This is a genomic window from Photobacterium sp. AWH4_225 (assembly GCF_056158405.1).
The window spans coordinates 2,850,938-2,876,090 of sequence record NZ_JBSWTF010000001.1 but is presented as its reverse complement, the minus strand read 5'-3'; the positions used below and the strand labels follow the sequence as shown (position 1 = coordinate 2,876,090).

The 25,153-nt window shown below is 49.3% G+C and carries 20 protein-coding genes; 4 read left to right on the top strand and 16 right to left on the bottom strand.

Annotated elements, in window-relative coordinates; genetic code table 11:
* Positions 1-8 precede the first annotated feature (8 nt).
* The 3 genes from ACXAD4_RS13360 to ACXAD4_RS13350 form a co-directional block, all read right to left on the bottom strand.
* Complete coding sequence (locus ACXAD4_RS13360) at positions 9-1,988, bottom strand: putative bifunctional diguanylate cyclase/phosphodiesterase (protein ID WP_475242029.1); 1,980 nt, start codon at positions 1,986-1,988, stop codon at positions 9-11.
* Between the two features lie 181 nt (positions 1,989-2,169).
* Positions 2,170-3,087 carry a DUF3943 domain-containing protein gene (locus ACXAD4_RS13355; protein ID WP_475242027.1) on the bottom strand — a complete coding sequence of 306 codons (918 nt, stop codon included), beginning with the start codon at positions 3,085-3,087 and terminating at the stop codon, positions 2,170-2,172.
* Positions 3,088-3,309: 222 nt separating this feature from the next.
* Positions 3,310-4,530 (bottom strand): aromatic amino acid transport family protein, encoded by a 1,221-nt coding sequence (locus ACXAD4_RS13350; RefSeq protein WP_475242026.1) that lies wholly within the window; start codon positions 4,528-4,530, stop codon positions 3,310-3,312.
* 445 nt (positions 4,531-4,975) lie between these two features.
* On the opposite strand from ACXAD4_RS13350, the gene ACXAD4_RS13345 reads away from it, so the two are divergent.
* Positions 4,976-6,199 carry a CinA family nicotinamide mononucleotide deamidase-related protein gene (locus ACXAD4_RS13345; protein WP_475242025.1) on the top strand — a complete coding sequence of 408 codons (1,224 nt, stop codon included), beginning with the start codon at positions 4,976-4,978 and terminating at the stop codon, positions 6,197-6,199.
* A 67-nt stretch (positions 6,200-6,266) separates the two neighbouring features.
* Here the strand turns inward: ACXAD4_RS13345 and asrC are convergent, their stop codons facing one another.
* From asrC to ACXAD4_RS13295, 10 genes are all read right to left on the bottom strand, one after another.
* Positions 6,267-7,283, bottom strand: coding sequence for a sulfite reductase subunit C (gene asrC / locus ACXAD4_RS13340; protein ID WP_475242023.1), 1,017 nt, complete (start codon positions 7,281-7,283; stop codon positions 6,267-6,269).
* Positions 7,284-7,292: 9 nt separating this feature from the next.
* Positions 7,293-8,141, bottom strand: a complete 849-nt coding sequence (gene asrB / locus ACXAD4_RS13335; protein ID WP_475242020.1) for an anaerobic sulfite reductase subunit AsrB — start codon at positions 8,139-8,141, stop codon at positions 7,293-7,295.
* The gene (gene asrA / locus ACXAD4_RS13330; RefSeq protein WP_475242019.1) at positions 8,134-9,195 is read right to left on the bottom strand and encodes an anaerobic sulfite reductase subunit AsrA; all 1,062 of its coding nucleotides are present in this window, start codon (positions 9,193-9,195) and stop codon (positions 8,134-8,136) included. The genes asrB and asrA overlap by 8 nt, the downstream gene beginning before the upstream one ends.
* Positions 9,195-10,064 (bottom strand): uroporphyrinogen-III C-methyltransferase, encoded by an 870-nt coding sequence (cobA, locus tag ACXAD4_RS13325; protein WP_475242017.1) that lies wholly within the window; start codon positions 10,062-10,064, stop codon positions 9,195-9,197. Before cobA ends, asrA begins: the two co-directional genes overlap by 1 nt.
* Before the next feature lie 425 nt (positions 10,065-10,489).
* Positions 10,490-10,777 carry a class I ribonucleotide reductase maintenance protein YfaE gene (gene yfaE, locus ACXAD4_RS13320; RefSeq protein ID WP_475242015.1) on the bottom strand — a complete coding sequence of 96 codons (288 nt, stop codon included), beginning with the start codon at positions 10,775-10,777 and terminating at the stop codon, positions 10,490-10,492.
* Positions 10,774-11,907 (bottom strand): class Ia ribonucleoside-diphosphate reductase subunit beta, encoded by a 1,134-nt coding sequence (gene nrdB / locus ACXAD4_RS13315; RefSeq protein ID WP_475242013.1) that lies wholly within the window; start codon positions 11,905-11,907, stop codon positions 10,774-10,776. Before nrdB ends, yfaE begins: the two co-directional genes overlap by 4 nt.
* Positions 11,908-11,955: 48 nt before the next feature.
* Positions 11,956-14,223 (bottom strand): class 1a ribonucleoside-diphosphate reductase subunit alpha, encoded by a 2,268-nt coding sequence (nrdA, locus tag ACXAD4_RS13310; RefSeq protein ID WP_475242011.1) that lies wholly within the window; start codon positions 14,221-14,223, stop codon positions 11,956-11,958.
* A 404-nt stretch (positions 14,224-14,627) separates the two neighbouring features.
* Positions 14,628-15,293: an HAD family hydrolase gene (locus ACXAD4_RS13305; protein ID WP_475242009.1), complete on the bottom strand. Its 666-nt coding sequence runs from the start codon at positions 15,291-15,293 to the stop codon at positions 14,628-14,630.
* Between the two features lie 236 nt (positions 15,294-15,529).
* Positions 15,530-16,237, bottom strand: coding sequence for a bifunctional 2-polyprenyl-6-hydroxyphenol methylase/3-demethylubiquinol 3-O-methyltransferase UbiG (gene ubiG, locus ACXAD4_RS13300; protein WP_475242008.1), 708 nt, complete (start codon positions 16,235-16,237; stop codon positions 15,530-15,532).
* A gap of 326 nt (positions 16,238-16,563) precedes the next feature.
* The gene (locus ACXAD4_RS13295; RefSeq protein WP_170114916.1) at positions 16,564-16,710 is read right to left on the bottom strand and encodes a hypothetical protein; all 147 of its coding nucleotides are present in this window, start codon (positions 16,708-16,710) and stop codon (positions 16,564-16,566) included.
* A 491-nt stretch (positions 16,711-17,201) separates the two neighbouring features.
* Between ACXAD4_RS13295 and gyrA the strand changes: the two genes are divergently transcribed.
* Together gyrA and serC are read left to right on the top strand one after the other, a co-directional pair.
* Positions 17,202-19,835, top strand: coding sequence for a DNA topoisomerase (ATP-hydrolyzing) subunit A (gene gyrA, locus ACXAD4_RS13290; RefSeq protein WP_475242005.1), 2,634 nt, complete (start codon positions 17,202-17,204; stop codon positions 19,833-19,835).
* A gap of 198 nt (positions 19,836-20,033) precedes the next feature.
* On the top strand, positions 20,034-21,116 hold the full coding sequence (gene serC, locus ACXAD4_RS13285; RefSeq protein WP_475242003.1) for a 3-phosphoserine/phosphohydroxythreonine transaminase: 1,083 nt from the start codon (positions 20,034-20,036) through the stop codon (positions 21,114-21,116).
* Between the two features lie 103 nt (positions 21,117-21,219).
* On the opposite strand, the gene ACXAD4_RS13280 is transcribed toward serC, so the two are convergent.
* Genes ACXAD4_RS13280 through ACXAD4_RS13270 form a run of 3 tightly spaced genes read right to left on the bottom strand, consistent with a single transcriptional unit; the run spans position 21,220 to position 23,672 of the window.
* A complete protein-coding gene (locus tag ACXAD4_RS13280; protein ID WP_475242001.1) occupies positions 21,220-21,768 on the bottom strand; it encodes a lipocalin family protein in 549 nt (182 codons plus the stop codon).
* Positions 21,743-23,032: a sensor histidine kinase gene (locus ACXAD4_RS13275; RefSeq protein WP_475241999.1), complete on the bottom strand. Its 1,290-nt coding sequence runs from the start codon at positions 23,030-23,032 to the stop codon at positions 21,743-21,745. Before ACXAD4_RS13275 ends, ACXAD4_RS13280 begins: the two co-directional genes overlap by 26 nt.
* Positions 23,004-23,672, bottom strand: a complete 669-nt coding sequence (locus ACXAD4_RS13270) for a response regulator transcription factor (protein WP_475241998.1) — start codon at positions 23,670-23,672, stop codon at positions 23,004-23,006. The genes ACXAD4_RS13275 and ACXAD4_RS13270 overlap by 29 nt, the downstream gene beginning before the upstream one ends.
* A gap of 108 nt (positions 23,673-23,780) precedes the next feature.
* On the opposite strand from ACXAD4_RS13270, the gene ACXAD4_RS13265 reads away from it, so the two are divergent.
* Positions 23,781-25,049 (top strand): DUF5666 domain-containing protein, encoded by a 1,269-nt coding sequence (locus tag ACXAD4_RS13265; RefSeq protein WP_475241997.1) that lies wholly within the window; start codon positions 23,781-23,783, stop codon positions 25,047-25,049.
* The last annotated feature ends 104 nt before the right edge of the window (positions 25,050-25,153 follow it).

Below are 25,153 nucleotides of genomic sequence, written 5' to 3'. Positions count from 1 at the left end.
AAGTGCGGCTACTCGACGGTTTCCCGGGTGGCTTCCGGAATCGTATTGAGCAAGCTGAAGTTTCGCTCTTCATGTTCATGAGCCGGTAGCGGTCGGCCAAGATAATAACCCTGGCAGAAATCGAAGCCGCATTGCTGCAAATAACGCAGCTGCGCTTCGGTTTCGACCCCTTCTGCCACCACTTTTAGCGCCAGTTTTTCACAGATAGCCTGGGTGGCCTCAATAATGGCCTGGCTGCCCTTGTGTTCACCCTGGACAAAGCTTTGATCCAGTTTAACGGTACTGATTGGCAAATCCTGTAGCTGCGATAGGGACGAGTAACCGGTACCGAAATCATCGAGGTAAAGCTCAAGGCCCAGTGAGGCCAAATCGTCCAGGCATTGCTTGGCTTCATCATACTCCTGCAACATGGTGGACTCGGTCAATTCGAGGGCCAGCTGCGAAGGGGGGATCTGGTAATGTTTCAGCAGCCCTTCGATAGTCGGAGCCAAACTGGACTGTAACTGGGCGCGTGACAGATTGACGCTCATAATGAACGACTTACCGTACTTCTCTCGCCAAAAGGCCAGTTGTTTGCAGGCCGTTTTCAAGATCCATTTACCCAGCGGGACAATCTGGCCGGTTTCTTCTGCCAGCGGGATAAACTCACCCGGTGACACTTGCCCCAGCTCCTCGTCATGCCAGCGGATCAATGCCTCGAAGCCTTTGAGCGATTTTGCTTTCATATCGACAATCGGCTGGTAATAAAGCTCGAACGCTTCTGCTTCTAACGCCAATGTCAGGTGGTGGCGTAGGGTCATTTTGCGATACAGCGCATCGGCCATATCCGGAGAGAAATGATGGCTGCGGTTACGGCCCCTTAGTTTGGCCCTATGCATCGCCATATCAGCCTGGGTCACCAGGGTTTCGATGTCTTTGGCATCGGTTGGATAGTCCGACGTACCGATACTGCAACCAATCGACAGCTCGCCCACTTCTTTTAGGTGGAAAGGGCGATTCAGCGCTTTGATCAGCTGTTTGGCAAACATTGCCGAGTTCTCGATATTGCGGTGCTCTGCTTGAACGATAAACTCATCACCGCCGAATCGGGCCAGCAGCCCCTTGAACTTCACTTCTTCTTGCAGGCGAATAGCAATAGCGCGCAGTAGTTTGTCACCAATGGCGTGACCATAGGTATCATTGACCAGCTTGAACCCGTCGATATCGAGGAACAATAAGCTATATGGATGCTGGCTATGCTGGTTTTCAACAATGGCATTGGTAATACCGCGGCGGTTTAACAGCCCAGTCAAGAAGTCATGCTCAGCGTTATATTTTGCTTTGTGAAGTTGCTCTTTTTCCTGGCTGATGTTGATTAAACTCAACAGCAGCTGGTGTTTATCCGACAGCCATTTGCCATCGATATTCAGCCAATGGTGGCTTTTGCCTGTCCAGCATAGACGCTTGGTTTTCAGTACGCCCTCGGAACGGGCAGTTGTCAGCCATTTGTCAGCTAGGAGGGCGTCACCAAGGAAGCTGGCTAAATCTTGTAGATCTTCGCCAAAAGAGTGGGTAAAAGAGTTGTTGGCGCTGATTAGGCTACCACTTTCATCAAATAGCAAAGCAAGGTTAGAGCTGCCGGAAAACGCCAGTTCTCGGCGAAGGCTGGCTTCTTCTGCGATCACTTCGACCAACATAGCTGTATTGCCATCAGGGCCTGGCATACCCGAAAAATAACATAACGCTTTTTTGATGACATTGTTGGGGGAGAAGTACCACCAGGTTTTGATTTTTTCACCTTGTTGGAAGCGGCTTAGGTAGCCGTCCAGGATGGCGTCAACCGCTTCGGACATGTCGAGGCTAAGATCACGGGCCGTTAGCTCATCCGTACTCTTCGCTTCCCATAGAGATAACGAGGCAGAGTTGGCCCAGAGAATGCGTTTTTGGTGAATATCGAAAATCCAAACAGGGGTCTGTAGGAACTCGTAGAGAGAAAAATTTTGGTTCATCACCAAGGCTTTGTTATTTATTGTGATATTTATCAGATGCTATATCAAAAACGGCGTTTTAAATACGCATACGGGATAAAATCGTGAGGCTTATTCACGATTATTGAAAAAAAAGATGTAATATCTTGAAAAACAGCAAAAAAGGCGATAGAGGTCGCACTTTTTTGCTGTCCTTTTCATTTTACTGCAGAGCCAGTTTCACTTCTAGGCCGACAAATACAGGATCGTATGCGGCACCGGCGTCGAGCGCAAAGTTTGCGGCATCGGTATTGCCGAACCACGGTGTGTAGGACAAGCTGACATCTGTATCGCCTCGCCACCAGTCCGTCACCCAATAATGGATGTGGCCAACAGGGTTGAGGAAGAACAGACTGACATCACCCATGGTTTTCGATCCCATCACCTTACCGCGGTTGGCGGTGATTTCCATTTCGGTTTGGAACATCCACTCACCCACGGCGGCACCAAACAGCGGCGTAACGATAATATCCTGGATAGATGGCACTTCAGCAAAGGCTTCTACGCCGTATTCCCAGAAGAACGTCGACATGGTTGCAGAATACAGGAATGACTCCCACTCGTTAAAGCCTGAGTGACGCGCGGCGGTGTAGTAAACACCACCGAAGTATGGGTGCATAATGTAGTTCAGCCAGTGATCATCCTTATCCCATACCGGCCCTTCCGAGACATTATCCCACCATTTTTTGCCTAGACCTTTCAGGTTTGTATCTTCAGGATCCCAGTTAGTTACATCTTCAGGCAGTAGCGTCATCAAGCCGACAGTGGCGATACTCAAGCCAAAAATGGTGTAGGACTGCTCCAGCAGGTAGTCCCAGTCTTTTTCAGGGGCTACCGATAGGTGTTTTGGCAGTGTCTGGGTGGCTGGCTCGGAAGTAGCTGGTTGCAGCGAAAGGCCTTGATCCATGGCTGTATACTGATAATGGTTGGTTGACCCCAGCGCTTGGCTAGGCTGCGAAGCATAGCTGTTAAGAAACGTTGGCTGTTGGTATGAACCTGTATAGGCATTCTCATTCCATGCGAATGCAGGGGTGCTGACGGCAGTCCCCAGAACAAGTGGTAATAGAAGTGAAGTGCGCAAGATACGCTCCGCAATAGATCAAGGTGGATAGGATAAAAAAGTGCGGGAAGTATCACTGAAATGATTAAAAAATCCTAGTATCTATTCACGAAATCTGTGCAAAAAAATTGTAAAAAATTACCTGTTTATATGAATGAAAATCAAAATTAACAACATTGTTCAAAACGCTGTCTCAAAGAAAAGATAAACGGCAAGCGAAGCGCTTGCCGTTTGTTTTTTGGGTTAACCCACAGCGGGTATCAGGCCTGCCATCTGGAGGAGCTGGGCGGTAATGATGAGAACACCAGCACCGGTTGCCAGTATCAGAGCGGGCTTCCCCCCTGCTACTTGGTAACCATTATTTTGGTCATCACTATTGACTACAATTTGCTTGCGCTGGGCGCTGACCATGGCAACCGGAAGGAAAATGGCCAGAATGACCAGCGCAATGGCAGCGAAACCCAATGCCATGATAAAGCCCTGAGGGTAGAACAAGGCGAAAGCCAGCGGCGGAATGAATGTCATCGCAGCGGTTTGCAAGCGGCCATGTTTCTTATCATTTTGGTTGAAGCTGTCGGCGACAAAATCGAACAGACCCAGACTCACACCCAAGAATGAGGTAGCCAGTGCCAAGTCAGCGAAAACAGAGACGGATTGGCTAACCATTGGGTTATGTAGCATTTCGCTCAATGTGCCAATGAATGAACCTAGGCTGTTGCTTGCCATTAGATCTTGTTGGCTAAGTACCCCTTGGCTAGTCAGCTGCCAAAAAACGTAGATCAATAGCGGCAGGGAAGAGCCGATGATCATCACTTTCTTAAGAGCTTTAATGTCCAAGCCGATGTAGCGCACGATAGAAGGAATACTGCCGTGAAAACCAAACGAGGTAAAGATGACCGGCAGCGCTGAAATGATCAGCCCTTTCTCTACTGGCATATTGACTAGGTAGCCGCCTTCAACATTTGGTGCTAGCAGGCTAAGCATGACCACCAAGGCAATGACTTTCAGGGTAAACAGTACTCGGTTAACCATATCAACCGAATGGGTGCCAATCGCCACAATGCTGGCAATCACCAGGGTAAAAACGACTGTACTGGCTTGTGCTGAGATTTCCAATCCTACCCAGTTGTTCAGTTTGTCGTTGAGCTGACCACCACCACCGGCAATGTAGGCTGCGCAAAGAGAGTACATCAAAAAGCACACCGCAAAATTGGCGAGTAGCTGCCCTTTTTTACCGAGTAGATCATGGGCTAGGGAATTGAGTGTGGCTTGGTGATCGGCGTATTGGTGCACTTCCAGCATCAAGAGTGCGGTGTAGGTCATCAAAGACCAGATTCCAAACATGATCAAAGTGGCTGTGGTAAAGCCAAGTCCGGCCGAGGCCAGAGGAAGGGCCAGCATGCCAGCGCCAATGGTTGTACCGGCGATGATCAGCATACTGCCGAAAGTCTTGTTCATAGACATGGGGTTAGTTGCTCCGAGTAATCAAAAAAAGTTGTGCTCGGGAGGCGGTGTTTGCACCTGTGGTCGCTCCCTATTTGGTTTAGAGGGCCACAATGGCAAAGAGGTGTCAGATAATATTTACACGCTACCTAGCCATTGCGGCTATCGATAGGAAGTCCCTGATTGGTGTTTGCTCATGGTCTGTTCCAATTTTTATAGTGATAAATAGTGGTTTTTGGGCTTTTGATGATGATTGCATCTGGGTGTGAACAATATAGTGATTGTATTTGACTGTCAACTTTTGTGTTTTTTGGTGTAATTTTTTATTTACACTTGGTGCGGGTTATATGTCTTGATGCGATACTGCGTCGCTTTGCGCAGCTGAGATAAAAATAACGTGCTGAAATAGATAGAGATATGCTTGAATAAGCAATAAGAACCGCAGTCGGCTACACGGGGAGAAGATATGCTGAAGGTCGCGATGATTAGTACTGGTGAGGAAGTGCTTCACGGGGATATTACTGACACCAATGCTGCTTGGTTGTCGGCACTGCTGTTTCAGCGGGGCTTTCCTATGTCACGACGGACCACTGTGGGGGATCAGCTTGATATGCTGGCCAAAGAAATCGAGCACTGTAGCCTGACGGCTGATGTGGTAATTGTAAATGGCGGTTTAGGTCCTACCACCGATGACTTGACTGCCCAAGCCGCTGCCATCGCTGCCGATGTTGGTCTGGAGCTGGTCGATGAGTGGGTCGCGGCAATGGAAGAAAAATATGCCAAGCTGGGTCGTGTCATGCCCGAGACCAACCTCAAGCAGGCTATGCTGCCGGAAGGTTCGGAGGTGCTGGACAACCCTATCGGTACCGCTTGTGGCTTTGCCATGCGAATCAACCGGGCCTGGGTGTTTTTTACCCCTGGTGTTCCGAGTGAATTCAAGAAAATGGTCCATGAGCAAATTCTACCGCGGCTGGAAGGAAACTACACCCATACCAACGCCCGCGAATGCATCCGGCTTTATACCTTTGGCCTGTCGGAGTCAGGTATCGGCCAGTCACTGCAATCCATCCGTTTACCCGATGATTTCGAGCTTGGTTACCGCTCTGAAATCCCGTTCATTGAAGTGAAAGTTTTTTGCCCGCAAGGCCATCCTCAAACATCTGCGATGGTGACGGCCATTGCCAGTCAGTTGGGGGACAATCTAGTCGGCCACAACCAACCGTTATTACACACAGTAGGTGAGTTGATTGAGAAAAAGGGATATGGGCTTGCGGTTGCTGAACATTACTCAGGTGGCTTCCTGACCAGCTGGCTCTATGATGATGAGCGTCTTGCGGGGAGTGTGGCACAGTCTTGGGTACTGGGCAGAGACAATACGCCGAAAGCCCATCACCAATCGCCTGTAGAGGCCTCGTTGTCAATGGCCCAGGTGGCCAAAGAGAAAAATCAGGCGGATATTGGTTTGGCAATAGGCACAGAGCAAGACGGTCATGTGGTGGTGGCATTGGTGACACCCGAAGGGGAGTGGGCGCAGCAAGTGTCGACCAAGCGCCGCTATGCTTCGCGTGATTTCCGCTATGTGTTGTCAACGCTCGGCTTGGATATGCTTCGACGCTGGCTTGAAGGTAAACCGGTGTTTGGCCACTCGGAATCACTGCAGCGTGTTAATCACATCGAAAACAGGTACTAGTTGTTACTGTTGATAAAGAAATGGGCTGCCTATATGGCAGCCCATTTTTCAGTATGCTTGGTTTTGTTTATCTTTGTGCGATAGCCTTAACATGCATGTTGGCCACATACTCGTCCTCGGCCCAGTAGATCCGCTCGGCAACCATGGCCTCCGGGTTCAGCTCGACACCTCTGAGTACGCGTTGTTTGAACGCATGGTAGCCTGATCTGTCGATGAGGTGGCCCATGTGCAGGTACACCGGGTTGCCTTCGAGCATTTCTTTCTCAAATTCAAACAGATTGTTCAGTACCTGATGGAGGACGTCTTCGGTCACCCAGTTCATGAACAGCTTGCCGACTCTCGGTGTTTTCTTGGAGGTTCGTCCTCCTAGTTTGACCATGTAGAGCTGTTTTGGATTGCGTTGCCAGGCAAGGGTTGGGCAAGCGAGGACACACTCGCCGCAACCAATGCACTTACTTTCTTCCTTGATAGCTTTACCATTCTCAAGGCTCAGGCAGTCAACTGCGTGGTGTTGGCAGGCGCGAACACATGCCCCACAGCCTATGCAGCGATCGCTGTTGAATTCAATCTTCGCCACCCCGAGTACCCCAAAATCGCACATGTTGGCCTTGGCGCAGTCATTAGGACAGCCGGCAAGAACAATTTTTAGGTGGTAGGGCTGAGGATAGACATGATGCTCCAGTCGCTGGGCGAGGCCGGTGGTATCGGTATTGGCTTTTTGGCAAATCCGGCTGCCTTGGCAGGCGACGATATTCCGCCCGCCGATACTTTGATAACCTGCCTGGGTATCTTCTACATCAATCCCGCACAGATCGACCGTAATGTCCTTGATAAATGGCTCCAGGGCCCGGTTTACCGCTGGAATATCTTGGTATTTAATCCCCGGCATCGCCAGCTTTTGCCGTGTCGTTAAATGGATGACACCGTTACCGAATGTCTCCGCGATATGCTGGGCGGTAGAAAGTAGGTAAGCGGGCATGATCCCTCCCGGGATACGGACACTGATCATGCATTCGCCTCGCTCTTTGGATAGACGGTAGTCACCATTGGCGCGAGCTTTAATAATGTCGATATCGAGACTCATGGTCACTCCTTAGTCAATCATGTGTTGGGCTTGGTCAAAACGAAATACCGGTCCGTCGAGACATACGTATTTTTCGCCAATCCGGCAGTGACCACATTTACCCACCGCGCAGGCCATACGGCGCTCGTAGTCGACCCAGATTTGTTCTTTGCTGAGGCCGCGTTCTAGCAATGCCAGTACCACGAATTTGATCATGATAGGTGGGCCCACTACGATGGCCTGAATGGCATCGGGGACAGAAAAGTCGAGTTGGTCGATATAGTCGGTCACCCGGCCAACACGAAATTGCTCATCGGCCTCACCTTCGTCGAGAGTAACTATCAGGTTCTGCCGCTCACGCCATAACTTGAGGTCTTGTTGGAAAAGAACGGCCTCGCGGTTCTTGAAACCCAGGATCATATCGAGCTGCTTTATTGACTCGGGATGGTGGCAGAAATGCGAGAGTAAGCCTTTGACCGGGGCAACTCCGGTTCCCCCGGCAATAACAATCAGTTGCTTTTGTTTATATTCAGTCATCGGGTAGCCGTTGCCGTGAACACCGCGCATCCATACTTTGTCGCCGGGATGAAGGGCAAACAGCTTATCGGTGACTTTTCCGACTTTCCTGATCAGCAGGTCGACATAGTCATCACCGTAATCTGATACTGAGATCGGAGCTTCGCCAGCAAGCGGCAGTGATACTTCGACAAATTGGCCGTAGTGGGCATCAAAGTCCTTGGCGACTCGGAATGTCCATTCTAGCTCGGTGTGTTTTTCAATCGCCAGGATGTCATAGGCTTTAGGCAACAATGAATTAGCAGCCTCATCGTGGTGCCTGTCATGGCATTGGCAGTGGTGGGTAGAGGCTTGTTCAGTCATGTTGTAGCTCCAGCGCAGCTGAGTTAATGGCGCTTTCTACCACGTCACTCATTTTATTTATGATGTTGGAAAACGAAATGTAGTGCGGGCAGCGATCATCACAGCGGCCGCAGCCTACACACATGTGATCAATACTTTGACGAGCCTTGTAATCATTGACTTTGTGTAAGGCGCGGTAGCGAAGCCGTTCACCGGTTTTTTCTCGGAAATTGTGGCCGCCGGCCATATCGGTGAAGTTGCCAGTCATACAGCTTGCGTGCTGGCGGCGTCGCTCACCGATACGGGCTTCGGTGTTATAGCTGATATCAAATACGCTGTAGCAAGTACAGGTAGGGCATGAAGTGGTGCATCGACCACAGCCGATACAGCGTTTGTCATATTCTTGCCATAGCGGGTTTTCTGTCAGGATTTGCCTGATCTGATCTGGGTTGTCGCAAACTTGGTCCGGGGTGCGCACCTTGACCGGATTACTGGTGACATAGCCCGGCTCGAAGTTACTGTTTGTACCAAGTAGATCAAAGTAAGCCTGCAGGCTTGGATCATTTAGTTTGATGGCTACGCCGTTGTCATCAAACCGCACTGAGGCAGCATAGTTGTCAGTCTTGTTAGTGCCCATCGAGACGCAGAAGCAATTTTCAAAACTGCTTTGGCATTCGAGTAAGATCAGTTTTACTTTCTTGCGAAGGCGGTCGTAGTACCAGTCGCGGTTATTGCCGTTTTTCAAGTACATATGATCAAGTCGCTCTAGTGCATGGATATCACACGATCGGGCAAACAACAGGATAGGTTTGATGTTATCGCTTGGCTGGATGATTTCATCACCGTGGAAGTGAAACAGGGTCTGGGTGATAGGCAATACTGTTTCCTTCGGTGAGAAATGGGACTTTTCCTGCCAGACAATATCAGCGGCATTTTCGATATCCTGATAAATCAGGTTGTCGGTATGGGCGAACCGCCCGCCAAAATGCTCGTAGGCCGGTGCCAGGACGCGATACTCGGCGCGCAGATGCGTCAGCGCCTCATCGAGTTCATCAAGCGTGAGGTATTTAGCCATCAGATAGCTCCTTCAAGTGAATGTTCAAATAGGTGTTCGGTTTGCTGGTGGTTGGAGTGCCATTTGATCTGATTGGCTAAATCGACAGTCTCACCGACGACGATTAACGACGGGGCCGAAGGCTTATGTTTGAGGAGGCAGTTTTCCAGCTCGATGAGGGTGGTACTTAGCTGGTGATGCTGTGGCTGGGTGCCGTGGCTGATAATGGCTATTGGGGTGTTTTCTGCCATGCCATGCAGCATGAGGCTGGAAGCAATCCATGCCGCGCAGTGCAGGCCCATGTAAAACACCAGCGTATGATTGAGGTTAACCAGGCTTTCCCAGTTGATCTGGTACTGCTCGTTGTTGCCGCGGGCTGTCACCGCGGTAAAACCTCGCGAGACACCTCTGTGAGTGAGCGGAATACCGCTGTAAGCGCAGCAACCCAATGCAGCGGTGAGCCCTGGAATGACTTCAAACGGGATGTGTTGCTGTTCAAGGGCTATGGCCTCTTCGCTACCGCGGCCAAAAACAAATGGGTCTCCCCCCTTGAGGCGGCAAATACGTAGTCCTCTTTGCGCCATGGAAACCAGCATTGTGTTGATGCCTTCCTGAGTCGCTGAAGGGTTATTGTAACTTTTGCCTACTTCGATGATGTTGGTGCCAGGCTTGGCATTATGGATGATCGCTTTGGTAACAAGATGGTCATGCAATATGACATCGGCCGACTGGATAGCCTTTAATGCCTTCAGTGTCAGCAGCTCTGGGTCGCCGGGCCCGGCACCGACCAAGGAGACAAAACCTTGTTTGTCACGGTGCAAATTGTTGCGTGAACGGGATGGCCGGATAGGCAATGGGCTAGGGCTTGAGTTGCTATTTCGTAATTGCATAAAGGATATTTCCGAAGCGAGGGTGAACAGCCAAGCTGGTTTATCTACTTGAAAGCTAACGGCTTGAACTTTAACTGCCTGAAATGGTTGCCTAAAAAAACGGGCAAATCTATTTGGACTTTGTGAATAGGTCGTTCAGTAAAAGTGAAAGAAGGTGCATAGGGAGAGGGCGGGTAATTTGACTGGTGCCAAGCAATTGAAAAGAAAAGTTATTTTTGTGAAATGCTAGTCATTCTCAATGAAGAAAAGAACGGTGAATAATCATTGATAGCCCGCAATGTAAGTTTGCTGTAACGATACGGTTGATGGCTGGGTAAGAGGGAGAAAGAGATGGTAGGTGCAGGGCTATGCTACTGATATAGCTAACAATGGAGTAGGGGGTTATAGAGTTTGAGCTGAGAGATACAAGCAGCCCTAAAACGGGTTTACAGGCTAGCTTGTAGATCTTGCTGTTGTAGTTGGTACTCGAATTCGACCTCGACATTGCTCTTGGGGACAGAGCAACAGGCTAAAACTTCATTCGGGGCAATGAAAGCCATTGAGTCTTGCTGATCGACAGCACCAGATTTTAGTTTGCAGCGACAGGCACCGCACATACCGTTACGGCACTGGTATTCAGGTTGAAAGCCTGCTTTTTCCAACTGGTCGAGCAAAGGCTCACGGCTGTTGCCGTGAACCTCAATACCATTAACGCGAATGGCGACTCGACTCATAGTTCGAAGTCACCCAGGTCATCGGCGCTGACATCGTTGTCGATCTGGCCAACCAGGTAAGAACTGATCTCCGCTTCCTGAGGGGCAACCTGAACATTGTCAGATGACAGCCAAGAGTTGATCCAAGGGATAGGGTTCTGTGTCGCGCCAGGGTAGGCGTGCTCCAGGCCTACAGCTGCCATACGTAGGTTGGTAATGTATTCAACGTACTGGCATAGGATGTCTTTGTTCAAACCGATCATCGAGCCATCTTTGAATAGGTACTCAGCCCACTCTTTTTCCTGCTCAGCCGCATCACGGAAGATAGCAAAGCACTCTTCTTTACACTCTTCGGCAATTTCCGCCATTTCAGGATCGTCCTGGCCAGTGCGCAGCAGGTTAAGGATATGCTGGGTACCGGTTAGGTGAAGCGCTTCGTCACGGGCGATAAGTTTGATGATTTTAGCGTTGCCTTCCATCAGCTCACGTTCGGCAAATGCGAACGAACACGCGAAGCTGACATAGAAACGGATAGCTTCCAGTGCATTGACAGACATCATGCAAAGGTAAAGCTTCTTCTTGATGTTACGAAGATTTACTGTGATGGTCTCGCCATTTACCGTGTGTGTACCTTCACCGAAACGGTGGTAGTCATTGGTTGCCGCGATCAGATCATCGTAGTACTTGGAGATATCGCCAGCACGTTTGATGATGTGCTCGTTACCGACGATATCGTCGAATACAATCGCCGGATCGTTAACGATATTACGGATGATATGGGTGTATGAGCGCGAGTGGATTGTCTCGGAGAAAGACCAGGTCTCAATCCAAGTTTCCAGCTCAGGGATAGAAACAATCGGTAGCAGCGCAACGTTCGGGCTACGGCCCTGGATTGAATCCAGCAGCGTCTGGTACTTTAGGTTGCTGATGAAAATGTGGCGCTCATGATCTGGCAGGTTGTTGTAATCAATACGGTCGCCAGACACATCCACTTCTTCTGGACGCCAGAAGAAAGAAAGCTGTTTTTCAATCAGCTTTTCGAAAATCTCAAATTTTTGTTGGTCGTAACGCGCAACGTTAACAGGCTGGCCAAAGAACATTGGCTCTTTTAGTTGGTCGTTATTGGTTTGACAGAAAGTGCTATATGCCATCTTATCCTCAACATCAATGGGAGCCGAAGCTCCCACTGTTTCAAATCATTAAATCTTGCAGCTTGTGCAGTCGTCTGCGCCCACATCGCCCTGGCTATCAGAAGCACCGTCACGGGTGTTGTGGTAGTACAAGGTTTTCACGCCGAGTTTATACGCTGTTAGTAGGTCTTTTAGCAACAGTTTCATAGGCACTTTTCCGCCTGGCTGCTGGCTTGGGTCGTAGTTGGTGTTCGCCGAAATCGCCTGATCGATGAATTTCTGCATGATACCAACTAGTTGCAGGTAACCGTCGTTGCTACCGATATTCCATAGCAGCTCGTAGTTGTCTTTGTACTTGCTGTACTCAGGCACGACCTGCTTCAGGATACCGTCTTTCGATGCTTTAACTGATACGAAGCCACGTGGTGGTTCGATGCCGTTGGTCGCATTCGAGATCTGCGAAGATGTCTCAGATGGCATCAGTGCAGACAGCGTTGAGTTACGCAGGCCGTGGGTCTTGATTTCCTCACGTAGCGCTTCCCAGTCGTAACGTAGCTCGGCAGTACAGACTTTATCGATATCTTTCTTGTAGGTATCGATAGGCAGAATACCCTGGGCGTATGTTGTCTCGTTGAATGCCGGACATGCACCTTGCTCTTTCGCTAGGCCCAAAGACGCTTTCAATAGGTAGTACTGGATCGCTTCGAACGCTTCGTGGGTCAGGTTGTTTGCGCTGCCGTCAGAGTAGCGAACACCGTTCTTCGCTAGGTAGTAAGCGAAGTTAATTACGCCCACACCCAGAGTACGGCGGTTCATCGTTGAACGGTAAGCCGCAGGCAGTGGGTAGTCCTGGTAATCAAGCAGTGCATCAAGCGCACGTACTGTCAGGTCAGCCAACTCTTCAAGATCGTCCAGTGAGTCGATTGCGCCAAGGTTGAACGCAGATAGCGTACACAGGGCAATCTCGCCGTTTTCGTCTTCCACGTTGTTCAGTGGCTTGGTTGGCAGTGCAATTTCCAGACACAGGTTAGACTGGCGGATTGGTGCCACGCTTGGGTCGAACGGGCTGTGAGTATTACAGTGGTCAACGTTCTGAACGTAGATACGACCGGTTGAAGCACGCTCTTGCATCAGTAGCGAGAACAGCTCGATAGCCTTGATGCTCTTGCGCTTGATGCTACTGTCCTGCTCGTATTTCACGTACAGGCGCTCGAATTCGTCTTGGTCTGCGAAGAAAGCATCATATAGACCCGGAACGTCAGACGGTGAGAACAGGCTGATGTTCTCGCCCTTGATCAGGCGGGTGTACATCAGTTTGTTGATCTGTACGCCGTAGTCCATGTGACGGACACGGTTTTCTTCAACACCACGGTTGTTCTTCAGTACCAGCAGGGACTCAACTTCGCCGTGCCACATTGGGTAGAACAACGTCGCCGCACCGCCACGTACACCACCTTGAGAACAGCACTTAACAGCGGTCTGGAAGTACTTGTAGAATGGGATACAACCTGTGTGGAATGCTTCACCACCGCGGATTTCTGAGCCTAGGGCACGGATACGGCCAGCGTTGATACCGATACCGGCACGCTGAGACACGTAACGCACGATAGCGCTTGATGTAGCGTTGATTGAATCCAGGCTGTCGTCACACTCGATCAGAACACATGAGCTGAACTGGCGAGTTGGGGTACGGACACCAGACATAATTGGTGTCGGTAGTGAAACCTTGAACTGGGATACTGCATCGTAGAAGCGCTTGATGTAGTCCATACGGGTGTCGCGTGGGTATTTGCCGAATAGACAAGCGGCGATCATCATGTATAGGAACTGGGCACTTTCGAAGATCTCACCGCTCACACGGTTCTGAACCAAATACTTACCTTCCAGCTGCTTAACGGCAGCGTAAGAGAAGTTCATATCACGCCAGTGATCGATGTAGTTATCCATCAGATCAAATTCTTCTTTGCTGTAGTCTTCCAGCAAATGTTTGTCGTACTTGCCTTTTTCAACAAGATTCGTGACATGGTCATAAAGCTTAGGCGGCTCGAACTGGCCGTAGGCTTTCTTGCGAAGGTGGAAGATAGCAAGACGTGCCGCCAGGTATTGGTAGTCAGGCGTTTCTTCAGAGATCAGATCAGCTGCTGCTTTAATGATGGTCTCGTGAATGTCTTCAGTTTTGATCCCTTCATAGAACTGAATGTGAGATTTGAGCTCGACCTGAGACACCGATACATTTTCTAGGCCTTCAGCGGCCCAAGTGATCACTCGGTGGATTTTGTCTAGATCGATACTTTCTGTGCGTCCATCACGCTTGGTAACAGTGAGCTGTTGATTCATTTTTGGTAGTTTTCCCAGATTTCCATCAATAGCAGTGTTTTTTGTAACTTTTAGCAATAAGGTTAGCAAAGATTGTGATCTTTGTTAGATTTCTGCTTGCCTATTAAAACACTACATATTGGGGTGTTGAGCTTATGGTGTTACAAGATAGTGGTGAGAGGGGGGTAATGCAAGTTGGTAATTTTTAACCAGCTGTGGATAACATGGGGATTCATAAAATTAAGTTAGTGCCCACTAACTGATTTGCGCAGGTATGACAATATCATAGGAAAAATCAAAATTTTTTGAGGTAAAAAAAACCGCCCGTAAAAAAAAATTCCTTGATTTTTTACAGGCGATGGACGTACTGACAAACTTCATATTTTTTGGTTATTTCTTGGTTAGTTAGTGGCACGTAGCTAGGGTTACTCACTACCGACAACCGTTAAGATTTCACTAGGATGGGACAGCACACCCTGTGCGTGCCAGTCTGAAGGGGTGTGGTCATCACCTATGTATCCCCAACCGGCGACATACCCTGCCATATTGGCAGCCTTGGCCGCGATCATGTCTTTTTCGATATCACCGATGTAAATACAATCGCGATGATCAACCCCCATTTGTTGACTAGCATGCAGTAGCGGCTCGGGGTGAGGCTTGGCAACAGCCAGGGTATCCCCACAGACAACGGTTTTGGCTCGCAGCAGTTCAGGAAAGAAGGGGAGCAGCATGTCGGTCAGGAATCCGGGCTTGTTGGTCATGATCCCCCAATGGATCCCTTTTTCTTCTAGTTGTGCCAATAAAGTGGTGACACCTTGATAAAGTGACGTATTGACACAGATTTTGTCTTCGTAATAACGCAGGAACTCTTCTCTGAGCGCCATAATATCGAGATGCTCAGGTATGGTACCAAAACCCGCGGTCAGCAACCCCTTGGCCCCCATGCTGGTGTTGGCCTGAATTTGCTGTTGGTTCAAAGGCGGTTGGTCGTAGTCAGCCAGAACTCGGTTGGCAGCATCGGCCATGTCGGGGGCAGTATCGAGAAGCGTGCCATCCAAATCAAACAGTACTGCTTTTATTTTCATTGCCATATATACATGTCCTTGTACTAAACAGGGGGCTTTAATGAGTATATACGCGGGCTAAAAGGAAAAAGTGATCGTTGGTGTCAATTCCTGCATTTCCTTCGGTGGGATCTTTATGTGGATTGAAATGGAAATGAGTTTAGGATTTTGTTGTTTGCTTTGAGAGCGGATAGACAAAGGCAAGCTAGTTGTTTAAAAGGCTGGGGGATTGGCCCCAGCCTAAAAAGCATGACCTTTATATATCACTGCTTGGTGGTATGGACGATGTAGTTTACATCCACATTGCTGCCTAGCCAGTAGCGGTCGGTTAGCGGGTTATAGTGCAGGCCGGTAATATGGCGGTCTTGCAGTGGGGTGGCATCAATCATACTTAGCAGCTCGGACGGGCGAATGAACTTCTCGTGGTCATGAGTACCCTTGGGTACCAGTTTCATTACTTGCTCGGCGCCGACGATGGCGAACAAGTATGATTTGAAGTTACGGTTCAGGGTCGAGAAGAAGACATGGCCGCCTGGCTTAACCATCTTGGCACAGGAAGCTATCACCGAAGCAGGGTCAGGTACGTGTTCCAGCATTTCCATGCAGGTCACGACATCATAGGTCTCAGGATGCAGTTCGGCGTGTTCTTCGGCAGTGCGCTGGACATACTCAAGTTTGGTGCCGGTTTCCAATGCATGCAGGCGGGCAACCGTCAAAGGCTCTTTGCCCATATCAAGGCCGGTGACATCGGCGCCTTCTACTGCCATGCTCTCGGCCAAGATGCCGCCGCCGCAGCCGACGTCCAGGACTTTTTTGCCAAATAGGCCTTCTGCTCTGTCAATGACATAGTTGAGGCGCAGCGGGTTGATTTGGTGCAGCGGTTTGAACTCACCTTCCAAATCCCACCATCGGGACGCCATTTCTTCGAATTTGCTGATTTCTGCTGGGTCTACATTCAACTGCTTAGTCATGTATCTTTGCCATATTCCTTTTTGATTGCGGCATTATAACCCTAAGCCTCCATTAGGGGCAGGTATTAGCGATAATTTATTGGCTTGTTATGGTGGTGTTGTTGAAAAAGAGTGAATGGGCTCAGATTCGAATTACCGCTGCCGCCCCGGAGATGGAAGAGCGACAGAATGGACAATGCGGTGCCGGAGTGTGAAGGAAGAACAGCGTTGAAAAGGGGAAGTAAAAAGTTTTGCTGGTCCTAAAAACAATTCAGGCTTAGGAGCTGATTGCGTTATCTTCGCATTTCGCTTCTAAGCCTGGTAAACGTTCCGTGTTTGCATAGGATTTACTCAGCTGGTTCTATCATGGCTAGCTGCATCAAATCAGCCTGTGCACCGCCTGTGGTCATTGCAATACCTGCGATGATGAGCATAAGAAGATATTTGCCGCCGATGATGCACACGCCTAATGTAGTGATTACTCTGCCTAACATAATTGACCTCGCTTAACTGTATATATAGTGATTTTTGAAATCTTAGATTTTGTTCTTGCGGGTTAATTGTACCTAAATGCATAAAAGCAAAATTGATAATGATCAGTTTTTTGTTCAGCTTTTGGTCAGTGTTATACAGAAGTGGTGCAATTACGATCTTGCTCAATAATTTACAATTGGTTGCAATTTGTTCGGGTGGGAACCAAAACTAAGAAAAGTAATAAAAAACAAGCTTTGAGCAAAAAACAGGCTGTCAGTAGGGGAATACTGAGATTAGTACTTTCGATTTTTTCCCAATCCGCTAAATTACTCTCAACATAATGGTGAAAGGTGTGCCTATCTGGGCTGAAATATGCTATATTCTCGCACCTTGCACGTATGGTACCAGACGTTATAGATAACGCCTTAGATTGGCTCTCAGCCCGTTTTAGCGCTAACTATGCCGTTTGGTATACGTATACGACAGAAATTACCTGAGGGATATTGGCTCCATGAGCGATCTTGCAAAAGAGATCACGCCCGTAAACATTGAAGAGGAGCTGAAAGGCTCGTATCTCGACTACGCGATGTCAGTTATCGTGGGTCGTGCTCTTCCTGATGTGCGTGATGGCCTTAAGCCGGTACACCGTCGCGTTTTATTCGCGATGAACGTACTGGGCAATGACTGGAATAAAGCATATAAAAAATCTGCCCGTGTGGTTGGTGACGTAATCGGTAAATATCACCCGCACGGTGATAGCGCGGTTTACGACACGATCGTACGTATGGCGCAACCTTTCTCTCTTCGCTACATGCTGGTAGATGGTCAGGGTAACTTCGGTTCGATTGACGGCGACTCCGCCGCGGCAATGCGTTATACCGAAGTGCGTATGGCCAAGATCGCCCATGAACTATTGGCTGATCTGGACAAAGAGACGGTAGATTACGTTCCTAACTATGACGGTACCGAGCAGATCCCTGCGGTACTACCAACCAAGATCCCGAACCTGTTGGTTAACGGTTCGTCGGGTATCGCCGTTGGTATGGCAACGAACATCCCACCTCACAACCTAGGTGAAGTGATCGATGGTTGCTTGGCTTACATCAATGATGAAGACATCACCATTGATCAGCTGATGGAATACATTCCGGGTCCAGACTTCCCGACTGCAGCTATGATCAGTGGCCGTAAGGGTATCGTTGATGCCTATAAGACCGGTCGCGGAAAGATCTACCTGCGCTCGAAAGCGGAAATTGAAGCTGACAAGAATGGTAAAGAGACCATTGTTGTTACTGAAATCCCATACCAGGTCAACAAAGCCCGTCTGATCGAAAAGATCGCCGAGCTAGTAAAAGACAAGAAGGTTGAAGGGATAAGTGCCCTGCGCGACGAATCTGACAAAGACGGTATGCGCATTGTTATCGAATGTAAGCGTGACGCTGTGGGCGAGGTGGTGCTGAACAACCTGTACGCACAGACTCAGCTTCAGACCACATTCGGTATCAACATGGTGGCACTAGATAACGGCCAGCCGAAGACCTTCAACCTGAAAGAGATGTTGAAGTGCTTTGTGAACCACCGCCGTGAAGTGGTGACTCGCCGTACTATCTATGAGCTACGCAAAGCCCGTGAACGTGCCCATATCCTTGAAGGTTTGGCACTGGCACTGGCCAACATCGATGAAATCATCGAGCTGATCAAAAGCGCGCCGACGCCAGCTGAAGCGAAAGCTGGCCTGGTTGCACGCGGCTGGGATCTTGGCAATGTTGCAGCAATGCTTGAGCGTGCAGGCACCGATGCTGCTCGTCCGGAATGGCTGGAAGAGCAATACGGTATCCGTGACGGTCAGTACTACCTGACTGAACAGCAAGCCCAAGCGATTCTAGATCTACGTCTACACAAGTTGACGGGTCTAGAGCACGAGAAGATCCTTGGCGAATACAAAACACTGCTTGAAGAAATCGCTGAGCTGATGCACATCCTTGCAAGTTCTGAGCGTTTAATGGAAGTGATCCGCGAAGAACTTGAACTGGTCAAAGAGCAGTTCAACGATGTTCGCCGCACTGAAATTACTGCAGCGAGCCACGACATCGATTTGGAAGATCTGATCAACCAGGAAGATGTTGTTGTAACCCTTTCTCACGAAGGTTACGTCAAGTACCAGGTTCTGAGCGACTACGAAGCACAGCGTCGTGGTGGTAAAGGTAAAGCGGCAACGCGTATGAAGGATGAAGACTTCATTGAGCGTCTGCTGGTGGCCAATACCCACGATACGATTCTATGTTTCTCGAGCCGCGGCCGTATGTACTGGCTGAAAGTTTACCAGCTACCGCTGGCTAGCCGTACTGCCCGTGGTAAGCCGATTGTGAATATCCTGCCGCTGGAAGAAGGTGAGCGTATTACCGCTATCCTACCAGTGAAGGAATACGCCGCTGACAAGTTTATCTTCATGGCGACTGCAGACGGTACCGTTAAGAAGACCCCGCTGACTGACTTCAGCCGTCCTCGTAGCGCAGGTATCATCGCAGTTAACCTACGTGACGGTGACTCGCTGATCGGTGTGGATATCACCGAAGGCAGCGATGACATCATGCTGTTCTCGAAAGCCGGTAAGGTTGTTCGTTTCTCTGAAGAGCAGGTACGTGGCATGGGCCGTACTGCGGCGGGTGTTCGCGGTATCAAGTTGGCTGAGAGCGACAAGGTTGTTTCCTTGATTGTTCCTCACAACGAAGGTGACGTACTGACAGTAACCGAAAATGGTTACGGTAAGCGAACTGAGCTGGAAGAATACCCAGCGAAGAGCCGTGCGACCCAGGGTGTTGTCTCTATCAAGGTCTCTGAGCGTAACGGTAGCGTAGTTGGTGCTGTTCAGGTTGAAGACGGCGACGAGTTCATGATGATCACCAACGGCGGTACGCTGGTTCGTACTCGTGTGGCAGAAGTGAGCCGTGTCGGCCGTAATACTCAGGGTGTTACCCTGATCCGTACTGCTGAAGACGAGCAGGTTGTTGGTCTGCAGCGTATCGACGAGCCGGAAGAAGACGAGCTTATCGAAGATGCGGAACTGGTCGAAGGTGAAGCTCCAGCAGAGGGCGAAACGCCAGCTGCTGACAGCGAAGCAGACGACTCTTCTGAGCAGGAATAACTAGGTAGTTAGTTACTCTGATAAAAGCGCAGCCTACAGGCTGCGTTTTTTTATGCCTGTAGGCCAGAGCCCTGCCATTCCTCATACTATTTTCTGTTTGCCCCTTTTCAGCACCGTCATAAAGGTGTAAAAACAGACATTGGTCACAGCTTTATGACCACAACTTTATGTTTTTCCAGCAGGAGCTCGTCTTACACCATGGACAACGTTTATAACTTTTGCGCCGGCCCAGCGATGATCCCGGCAGACGTATTGAAAAAGGCCCAACAAGAACTCGTTAATTGGAATGATCTTGGTACCTCGGTGATGGAAATCAGCCACCGTGGCAAGGAGTTCATTGCGGTGGCCAAACAGTCCGAGCAAGACCTGCGCGACCTGCTATCCATCCCAGACAATTACCATGTATTGTTCTGCCACGGTGGTGCCCGTGCTCAGTTTGCCGCAGTACCGATGAACTTGTTGGGTGACGCTAAGAGTGCCGACTATATGGATGGTGGTTACTGGGCGCATAGTGCGGCCGCTGAAGCCGAGAAATACTGCCAGCCGAATGTAGTCGATATCACCTGCGAGCGTGATGGCAAAAAAGCGATCCTGCCGGCTGCCCAGTGGCCGTTGTCTGATGATGCCGCCTTTGTTCATTTCTGCCCGAATGAAACCATCGATGGATTGGAGATCCGCGACCTGCCGGTTACGGACAAGCCTATTGTGGCTGACTTGTCATCGACGATTCTGTCTCGTCCGATTGATGTCTCGAAATATGGTGTGATCTACGCTGGCGCCCAGAAAAATATCGGCCCTGCAGGTTTGACCATTGTTATCGTGCGTGATGATCTGCTGGGCAAGGCACAGTCTATCCTACCAAGTATTCTGGACTATAGTGTCCAGGTGGATAAAGAATCGATGTACAACACGCCACCGACGTTTGCTTGGTACCTAGCTGGTGAAGTCTTCAAATGGCTCAAGGAACTGGGTGGTGTGGAAGCGATGGAGCAGCGCAACGTTGCCAAAGCCAACGTGTTGTATGACTACATTGACCAGTCGGATTTCTACCGTAACGAGGTTCATTCGGACAACCGCTCACTGATGAACGTGCCGTTCCAGCTTAAGAATCCTGAGTTGGATGCCTTGTTCCTAGAGCAAGCAGATGCTGCTGGCTTGAAAGCCCTCAAGGGGCACCGTGCTGTTGGCGGGATGCGCGCTTCGATCTACAACGCAATGCCAATCGAAGGTGTACAAGCGTTGGTTGATTTCATGAAGCAGTTCGAGCAGCAGCATGGTTAAGGTTTATTCCTGAGCCTTAGCACTAGAATGAAAATTTAAAAAACGCAATAAGACATCCATGTCGCTCCGACCCGCCTTCCCTGGCGGGTCGGTTTTTATCTGCTCACTGGTAACGTGACTGCTCCGGGTAGAGCAGCTTGTCGGTTTCAAATCCCGCTTCTTTGGCAATGGCGACATAACGGGAGATTTGTGCCTTATCTAGTTCGGGCTTTCTCGCTAGCAACCACAAATAATCACTGTTGAATCCGCTGACAAGGGCAACGGAATAGTCGGGCTCGAGAAAGAACACCACATAACTGCTGTAGAAGGGGCCGAAGAATGAGACCTTGAGGTGACCTTTGTTTTCGTCATCGACAAATACGGCTCGGCCATCGGCCTGCTGCCATTTTTGCTCTTCGGTATCAAAGCCTCGGTTGATCACCTTTATAGAGCCGTCATCATTAAGGCTATAAACGGCACTGACATCACTGAGTCCACGCTCGAAGCTATGATCCAAGCGGGCGATTTCATACCAGGTTCCCAAGTATTTATCGACACTGAAGGGAGAGACTGGCTCGACGGACTTAGGCATGCCAGTACAGCCTGCCATTACCACCAATAGCCCAACAGAAATTAACCGAAATATCTTAAATCGCGCCAAAATGGTTATCATGTTCCTCGCTCCTTGCGTTGGGGGTAGATGTAAAGGCTAATGTAGTGGTGAACTTTGTGCTGTCGTCAACGGGGGTGAACTGCCACCCCATACGTTCGCAAATTCGTTCAACAATCACTAGCCCGCAACCATATCCTGCATTAAACGTTTCATTACCGTCGTGATAATTGATGATGGTCAGCTTATCCCCGGTAAGCTGGATCTGAATATCGCCTACACTGTAGCTAAAGGCATTTTTGATCAAGTTGTTAATAACAATATTAATGAAGCTCTCAGGGGCGTGAATAGTGCTTGGCGAATCGGTCTCCAACACGAAAGTGGCATCTTGTTTGGCGAAAATCGGAGCCATGGCATCGAGTTGCTGGCGCAGGTTATGCTCTAGCTCAAAATCGCCGAAATGATGCTGATCGATACTCTCTTTGCCCAATAGTAAAAAGGCTTCTGTTAACTCCCGCATTTCTTCGCTGGCTTGTTGTAATCGATTGATCGCTTTTATTGCAACAGGAGGTTGATTGGGCACTTTACCCAGCAATTCCGCTGAACCTTGTATGACCATTATCGGAGTGCGAAGCTCATGGGAAGCAAAGCGGCTGAAATCATGCTCACGTTGAAAAAAGCGTGCAATCTCCACCTTGCTTTCATGCAGGGCTTGTTCAATTTCCCGGGTTTCTTTGTATTCGGTCTCGACCAAAAAGTCCGGTTGGTCCGGGGGCATATTGCGAATTTTGTGCTCGATGGTTTCCAGCGGCCTAGAGACACTTTTTACAAAATACCAGCTGTAGATCAGCACTGCGAGAGAGACTAATCCGCCGAGGCTGAAAGTCATGAAATGCAGGCGAGCTTCATATTCATCGAGATAGTCATCGGCATCGTCCTGGAACACGATATAAAAGAGGCCGTCACCGGATGGGTGCTCGGTGACAATGAAGTGTTTATCTTCTTTGCCCAGTAGGTGCTCGTAGAATCCGGGCTCGGTATAGCTAACGAGCCAAGCCGGCGTGTTTTCTTTACTCCAGTAACTGTAAAACTCTTTTTCATTTGGTAGTTGGGCCTGATCACCAAAGCGCTGGTAATCACGGCTGTAGCGGCTTGCCTCGGTATCGAGCCAATGATGGAGACTGATAATCTCGAGTTCATTTTCGGCGAGGTAGATCACTGACCAGAATAACGTAAACATGATCAGAGTAGGGATGCCGAAGCTCCAGCGAATCTTGCGATAAATACTGGGGTAGGCTTTACGCTTTGAGTCTGTATCCTTGGCCATGAATTGTCTCTAATCGTGTTTCTACAAAGCCTTTATCGATGGCATTTCTCAGGCCATAGACATGACTGCGCAAGGCATCGCTTCCTGGTGCCTCTTCCCCCCAGACGGTATCGATGACTTCTTGCCTTGAAACGATAGCTGGTGCTCTCTTCATCAATAGTGACAGAATTTTAAGTTGGATACGGCTCAGTTTGATGGGGAGGCCGGCGCGCAACACTTCGCCTGTTGTTTGGTTGATGGTGAGATCAGCAAAGGAGAGCACCCCGACATCTTTGCGAGAGCCTCGACAGGCCAGTGCTTGCAGGCGCAGGCAGAGCTCTTCCATGGCAAAGGGCTTGACCAGGTAGTCATCGCCGCCAGCCTGAAACGCAGCGACTTTGTCTTCTAGGCTGTCTTTGGCCGTGAGAAAAAGGATTGGCGTGTCGCAGAAGACCTCTTCGCGGATTTTTTTGACTGCAGAAATGCCATCAATCTTGGGCATCATGATATCCATGATGATGACATCATAGTGGTTCTCTTTGACCAAGGTTATAGCCCCCAGTCCATGGTAGGCACAATCGATGGTGTAACCCTCGAGTTCAAGGTAATCGGCAAGGGTTTCAGCGACATGGTGGTTATCTTCGACAATCAGCACTTTCATAAGGCAGCTTATTTTTTCTCCGACGGCATTTTCTTCACGAATACTTCACGCTGTGGGCTATAAGATACCGCCAGTTTTCAATTATGCACAATTAATCATAGGTAAATTATGAAAAAAATGGCACTGGCTTCTCTGGTTGCAATGGCGTTGGTTGGCTGTGGCGGCGGCTCTGGCTCGGGTGGCTCCGAGGCGGAGAACAAAACAGGTCGTCTAGATGGACAGGTCGCGAATATATCACACAGCGACCAGACCCTGACCGTTAACGGCTATGCGCTGTACAGTGAAGGTGCCCCGGTGATGTATCGTGATGGCGTGACGGTATCTTTCGATCAGGTGGTAAACGGTATGCGCGTTCAGGTTGATGCTGACGATAGCCGGATTGAAACCATGAAGCTGGATCCTTCTCTGACCGGTGTCGTTAGTGCGATTAACGGTAATGAGTTTACGGTTAACGGTATCACCATGACGTTCGCGGGTTTGGCGGGTATCAATGTTGGCGACTGGGTGATGGTGACGACTTACCCTCTTGCGGATGGCTCGGTGGAAGTGGTTGCCGTTCAGAAAGTGCCGGATATCGGTTTTGTTGAAGTAGAGGGCCCGGTATCGCAACTCAATACTAATACTTTTAAGGTTGGTACGGTGACTGTTGATTACAGTAATGCTGATGTTGATGATCGAAAAGAATTAGTCAATGGCGCGTGGGTTGAGGTTTATGGTACGTACGATAAAGAGACCAATACTTTAAAGGCTACTGAGGTTGATGTTGAAGGTGATCATGATTATGACGATACTGAGATCGAAGGTGTTATTTCCTGGGTCAACAATAACCTGACCCAAATCGAGCTCAATGGCCGCCTGCGTATTGAAGTGAATGATGAAACCGAATTTGATGATGGGCGTCGTGAAGATCTGGCTTCTGGCCGCTGGGTTGAGGTCGAAATGGTCCATCGCAATAGCCGTTTGTTGGCGACGGAAATCGAATTCGAAGATGATGGTAGCTCAAAACCAGGTAAAGAGTTCCAGGCTGTGGGTGAAGCGAAATATCTAGATAAAGTGCTCACCATCAATGGTATCGCAATTGAAATCATTGACCAGACTGAGTTTGATGATGATTTAGATGAGAGCAATCTTGATACCAGCTGGGTAGATGTCGAAGGGCGCTACCTGAAAGATGCCGGTGGCCAGGAGCGCTTTGTCGCAATAGAAATCGAACGAGAGGATCGTTTTGATGACGAAATCGAGCTTGAAGGGCCAGTAACAGGCGGCACTATCTGGGGCTATTCTGCCGCGGATAACTCGTTGGCCAAATACGAAGGCCGTTGGGTTGACCTTGATTGCGACTTCGACGGAACCAACCTGTCCCGCTGTGAAGATTAATCGCCATCGCATTGAGTATGAAGAAAAGCGCCTCTGGCGCTTTTTTTCTACCTACGAAAAAATCGTGCTGAACTGATCAAACGGTACTAGCGAACTGAGTCAAT

What these genes read in the sequence shown, in the direction of transcription:
- ACXAD4_RS13360 (WP_475242029.1), bottom strand. Translation starts at nt 1,988, where the DNA reads ATGAACCAAAATTTTTCTCTCTACGAGTTCCTACAGACCCCTGTTTGG.
- ACXAD4_RS13350 (WP_475242026.1), bottom strand. Translation starts at nt 4,530, where the DNA reads ATGTCTATGAACAAGACTTTCGGCAGTATGCTGATCATCGCCGGTACA.
- ACXAD4_RS13345 (WP_475242025.1), top strand. Translation starts at nt 4,976, where the DNA reads ATGCTGAAGGTCGCGATGATTAGTACTGGTGAGGAAGTGCTTCACGGG.
- asrC (WP_475242023.1), bottom strand. Translation starts at nt 7,283, where the DNA reads ATGAGTCTCGATATCGACATTATTAAAGCTCGCGCCAATGGTGACTAC.
- asrB (WP_475242020.1), bottom strand. Translation starts at nt 8,141, where the DNA reads ATGACTGAACAAGCCTCTACCCACCACTGCCAATGCCATGACAGGCAC.
- asrA (WP_475242019.1), bottom strand. Translation starts at nt 9,195, where the DNA reads ATGGCTAAATACCTCACGCTTGATGAACTCGATGAGGCGCTGACGCAT.
- cobA (WP_475242017.1), bottom strand. Translation starts at nt 10,064, where the DNA reads ATGCAATTACGAAATAGCAACTCAAGCCCTAGCCCATTGCCTATCCGG.
- yfaE (WP_475242015.1), bottom strand. Translation starts at nt 10,777, where the DNA reads ATGAGTCGAGTCGCCATTCGCGTTAATGGTATTGAGGTTCACGGCAAC.
- nrdB (WP_475242013.1), bottom strand. Translation starts at nt 11,907, where the DNA reads ATGGCATATAGCACTTTCTGTCAAACCAATAACGACCAACTAAAAGAG.
- nrdA (WP_475242011.1), bottom strand. Translation starts at nt 14,223, where the DNA reads ATGAATCAACAGCTCACTGTTACCAAGCGTGATGGACGCACAGAAAGT.
- ACXAD4_RS13305 (WP_475242009.1), bottom strand. Translation starts at nt 15,293, where the DNA reads ATGGCAATGAAAATAAAAGCAGTACTGTTTGATTTGGATGGCACGCTT.
- ubiG (WP_475242008.1), bottom strand. Translation starts at nt 16,237, where the DNA reads ATGACTAAGCAGTTGAATGTAGACCCAGCAGAAATCAGCAAATTCGAA.
- ACXAD4_RS13295 (WP_170114916.1), bottom strand. Translation starts at nt 16,710, where the DNA reads ATGTTAGGCAGAGTAATCACTACATTAGGCGTGTGCATCATCGGCGGC.
- gyrA (WP_475242005.1), top strand. Translation starts at nt 17,202, where the DNA reads ATGAGCGATCTTGCAAAAGAGATCACGCCCGTAAACATTGAAGAGGAG.
- serC (WP_475242003.1), top strand. Translation starts at nt 20,034, where the DNA reads ATGGACAACGTTTATAACTTTTGCGCCGGCCCAGCGATGATCCCGGCA.
- ACXAD4_RS13280 (WP_475242001.1), bottom strand. Translation starts at nt 21,768, where the DNA reads ATGATAACCATTTTGGCGCGATTTAAGATATTTCGGTTAATTTCTGTT.
- ACXAD4_RS13275 (WP_475241999.1), bottom strand. Translation starts at nt 23,032, where the DNA reads ATGGCCAAGGATACAGACTCAAAGCGTAAAGCCTACCCCAGTATTTAT.
- ACXAD4_RS13270 (WP_475241998.1), bottom strand. Translation starts at nt 23,672, where the DNA reads ATGAAAGTGCTGATTGTCGAAGATAACCACCATGTCGCTGAAACCCTT.
- ACXAD4_RS13265 (WP_475241997.1), top strand. Translation starts at nt 23,781, where the DNA reads ATGAAAAAAATGGCACTGGCTTCTCTGGTTGCAATGGCGTTGGTTGGC.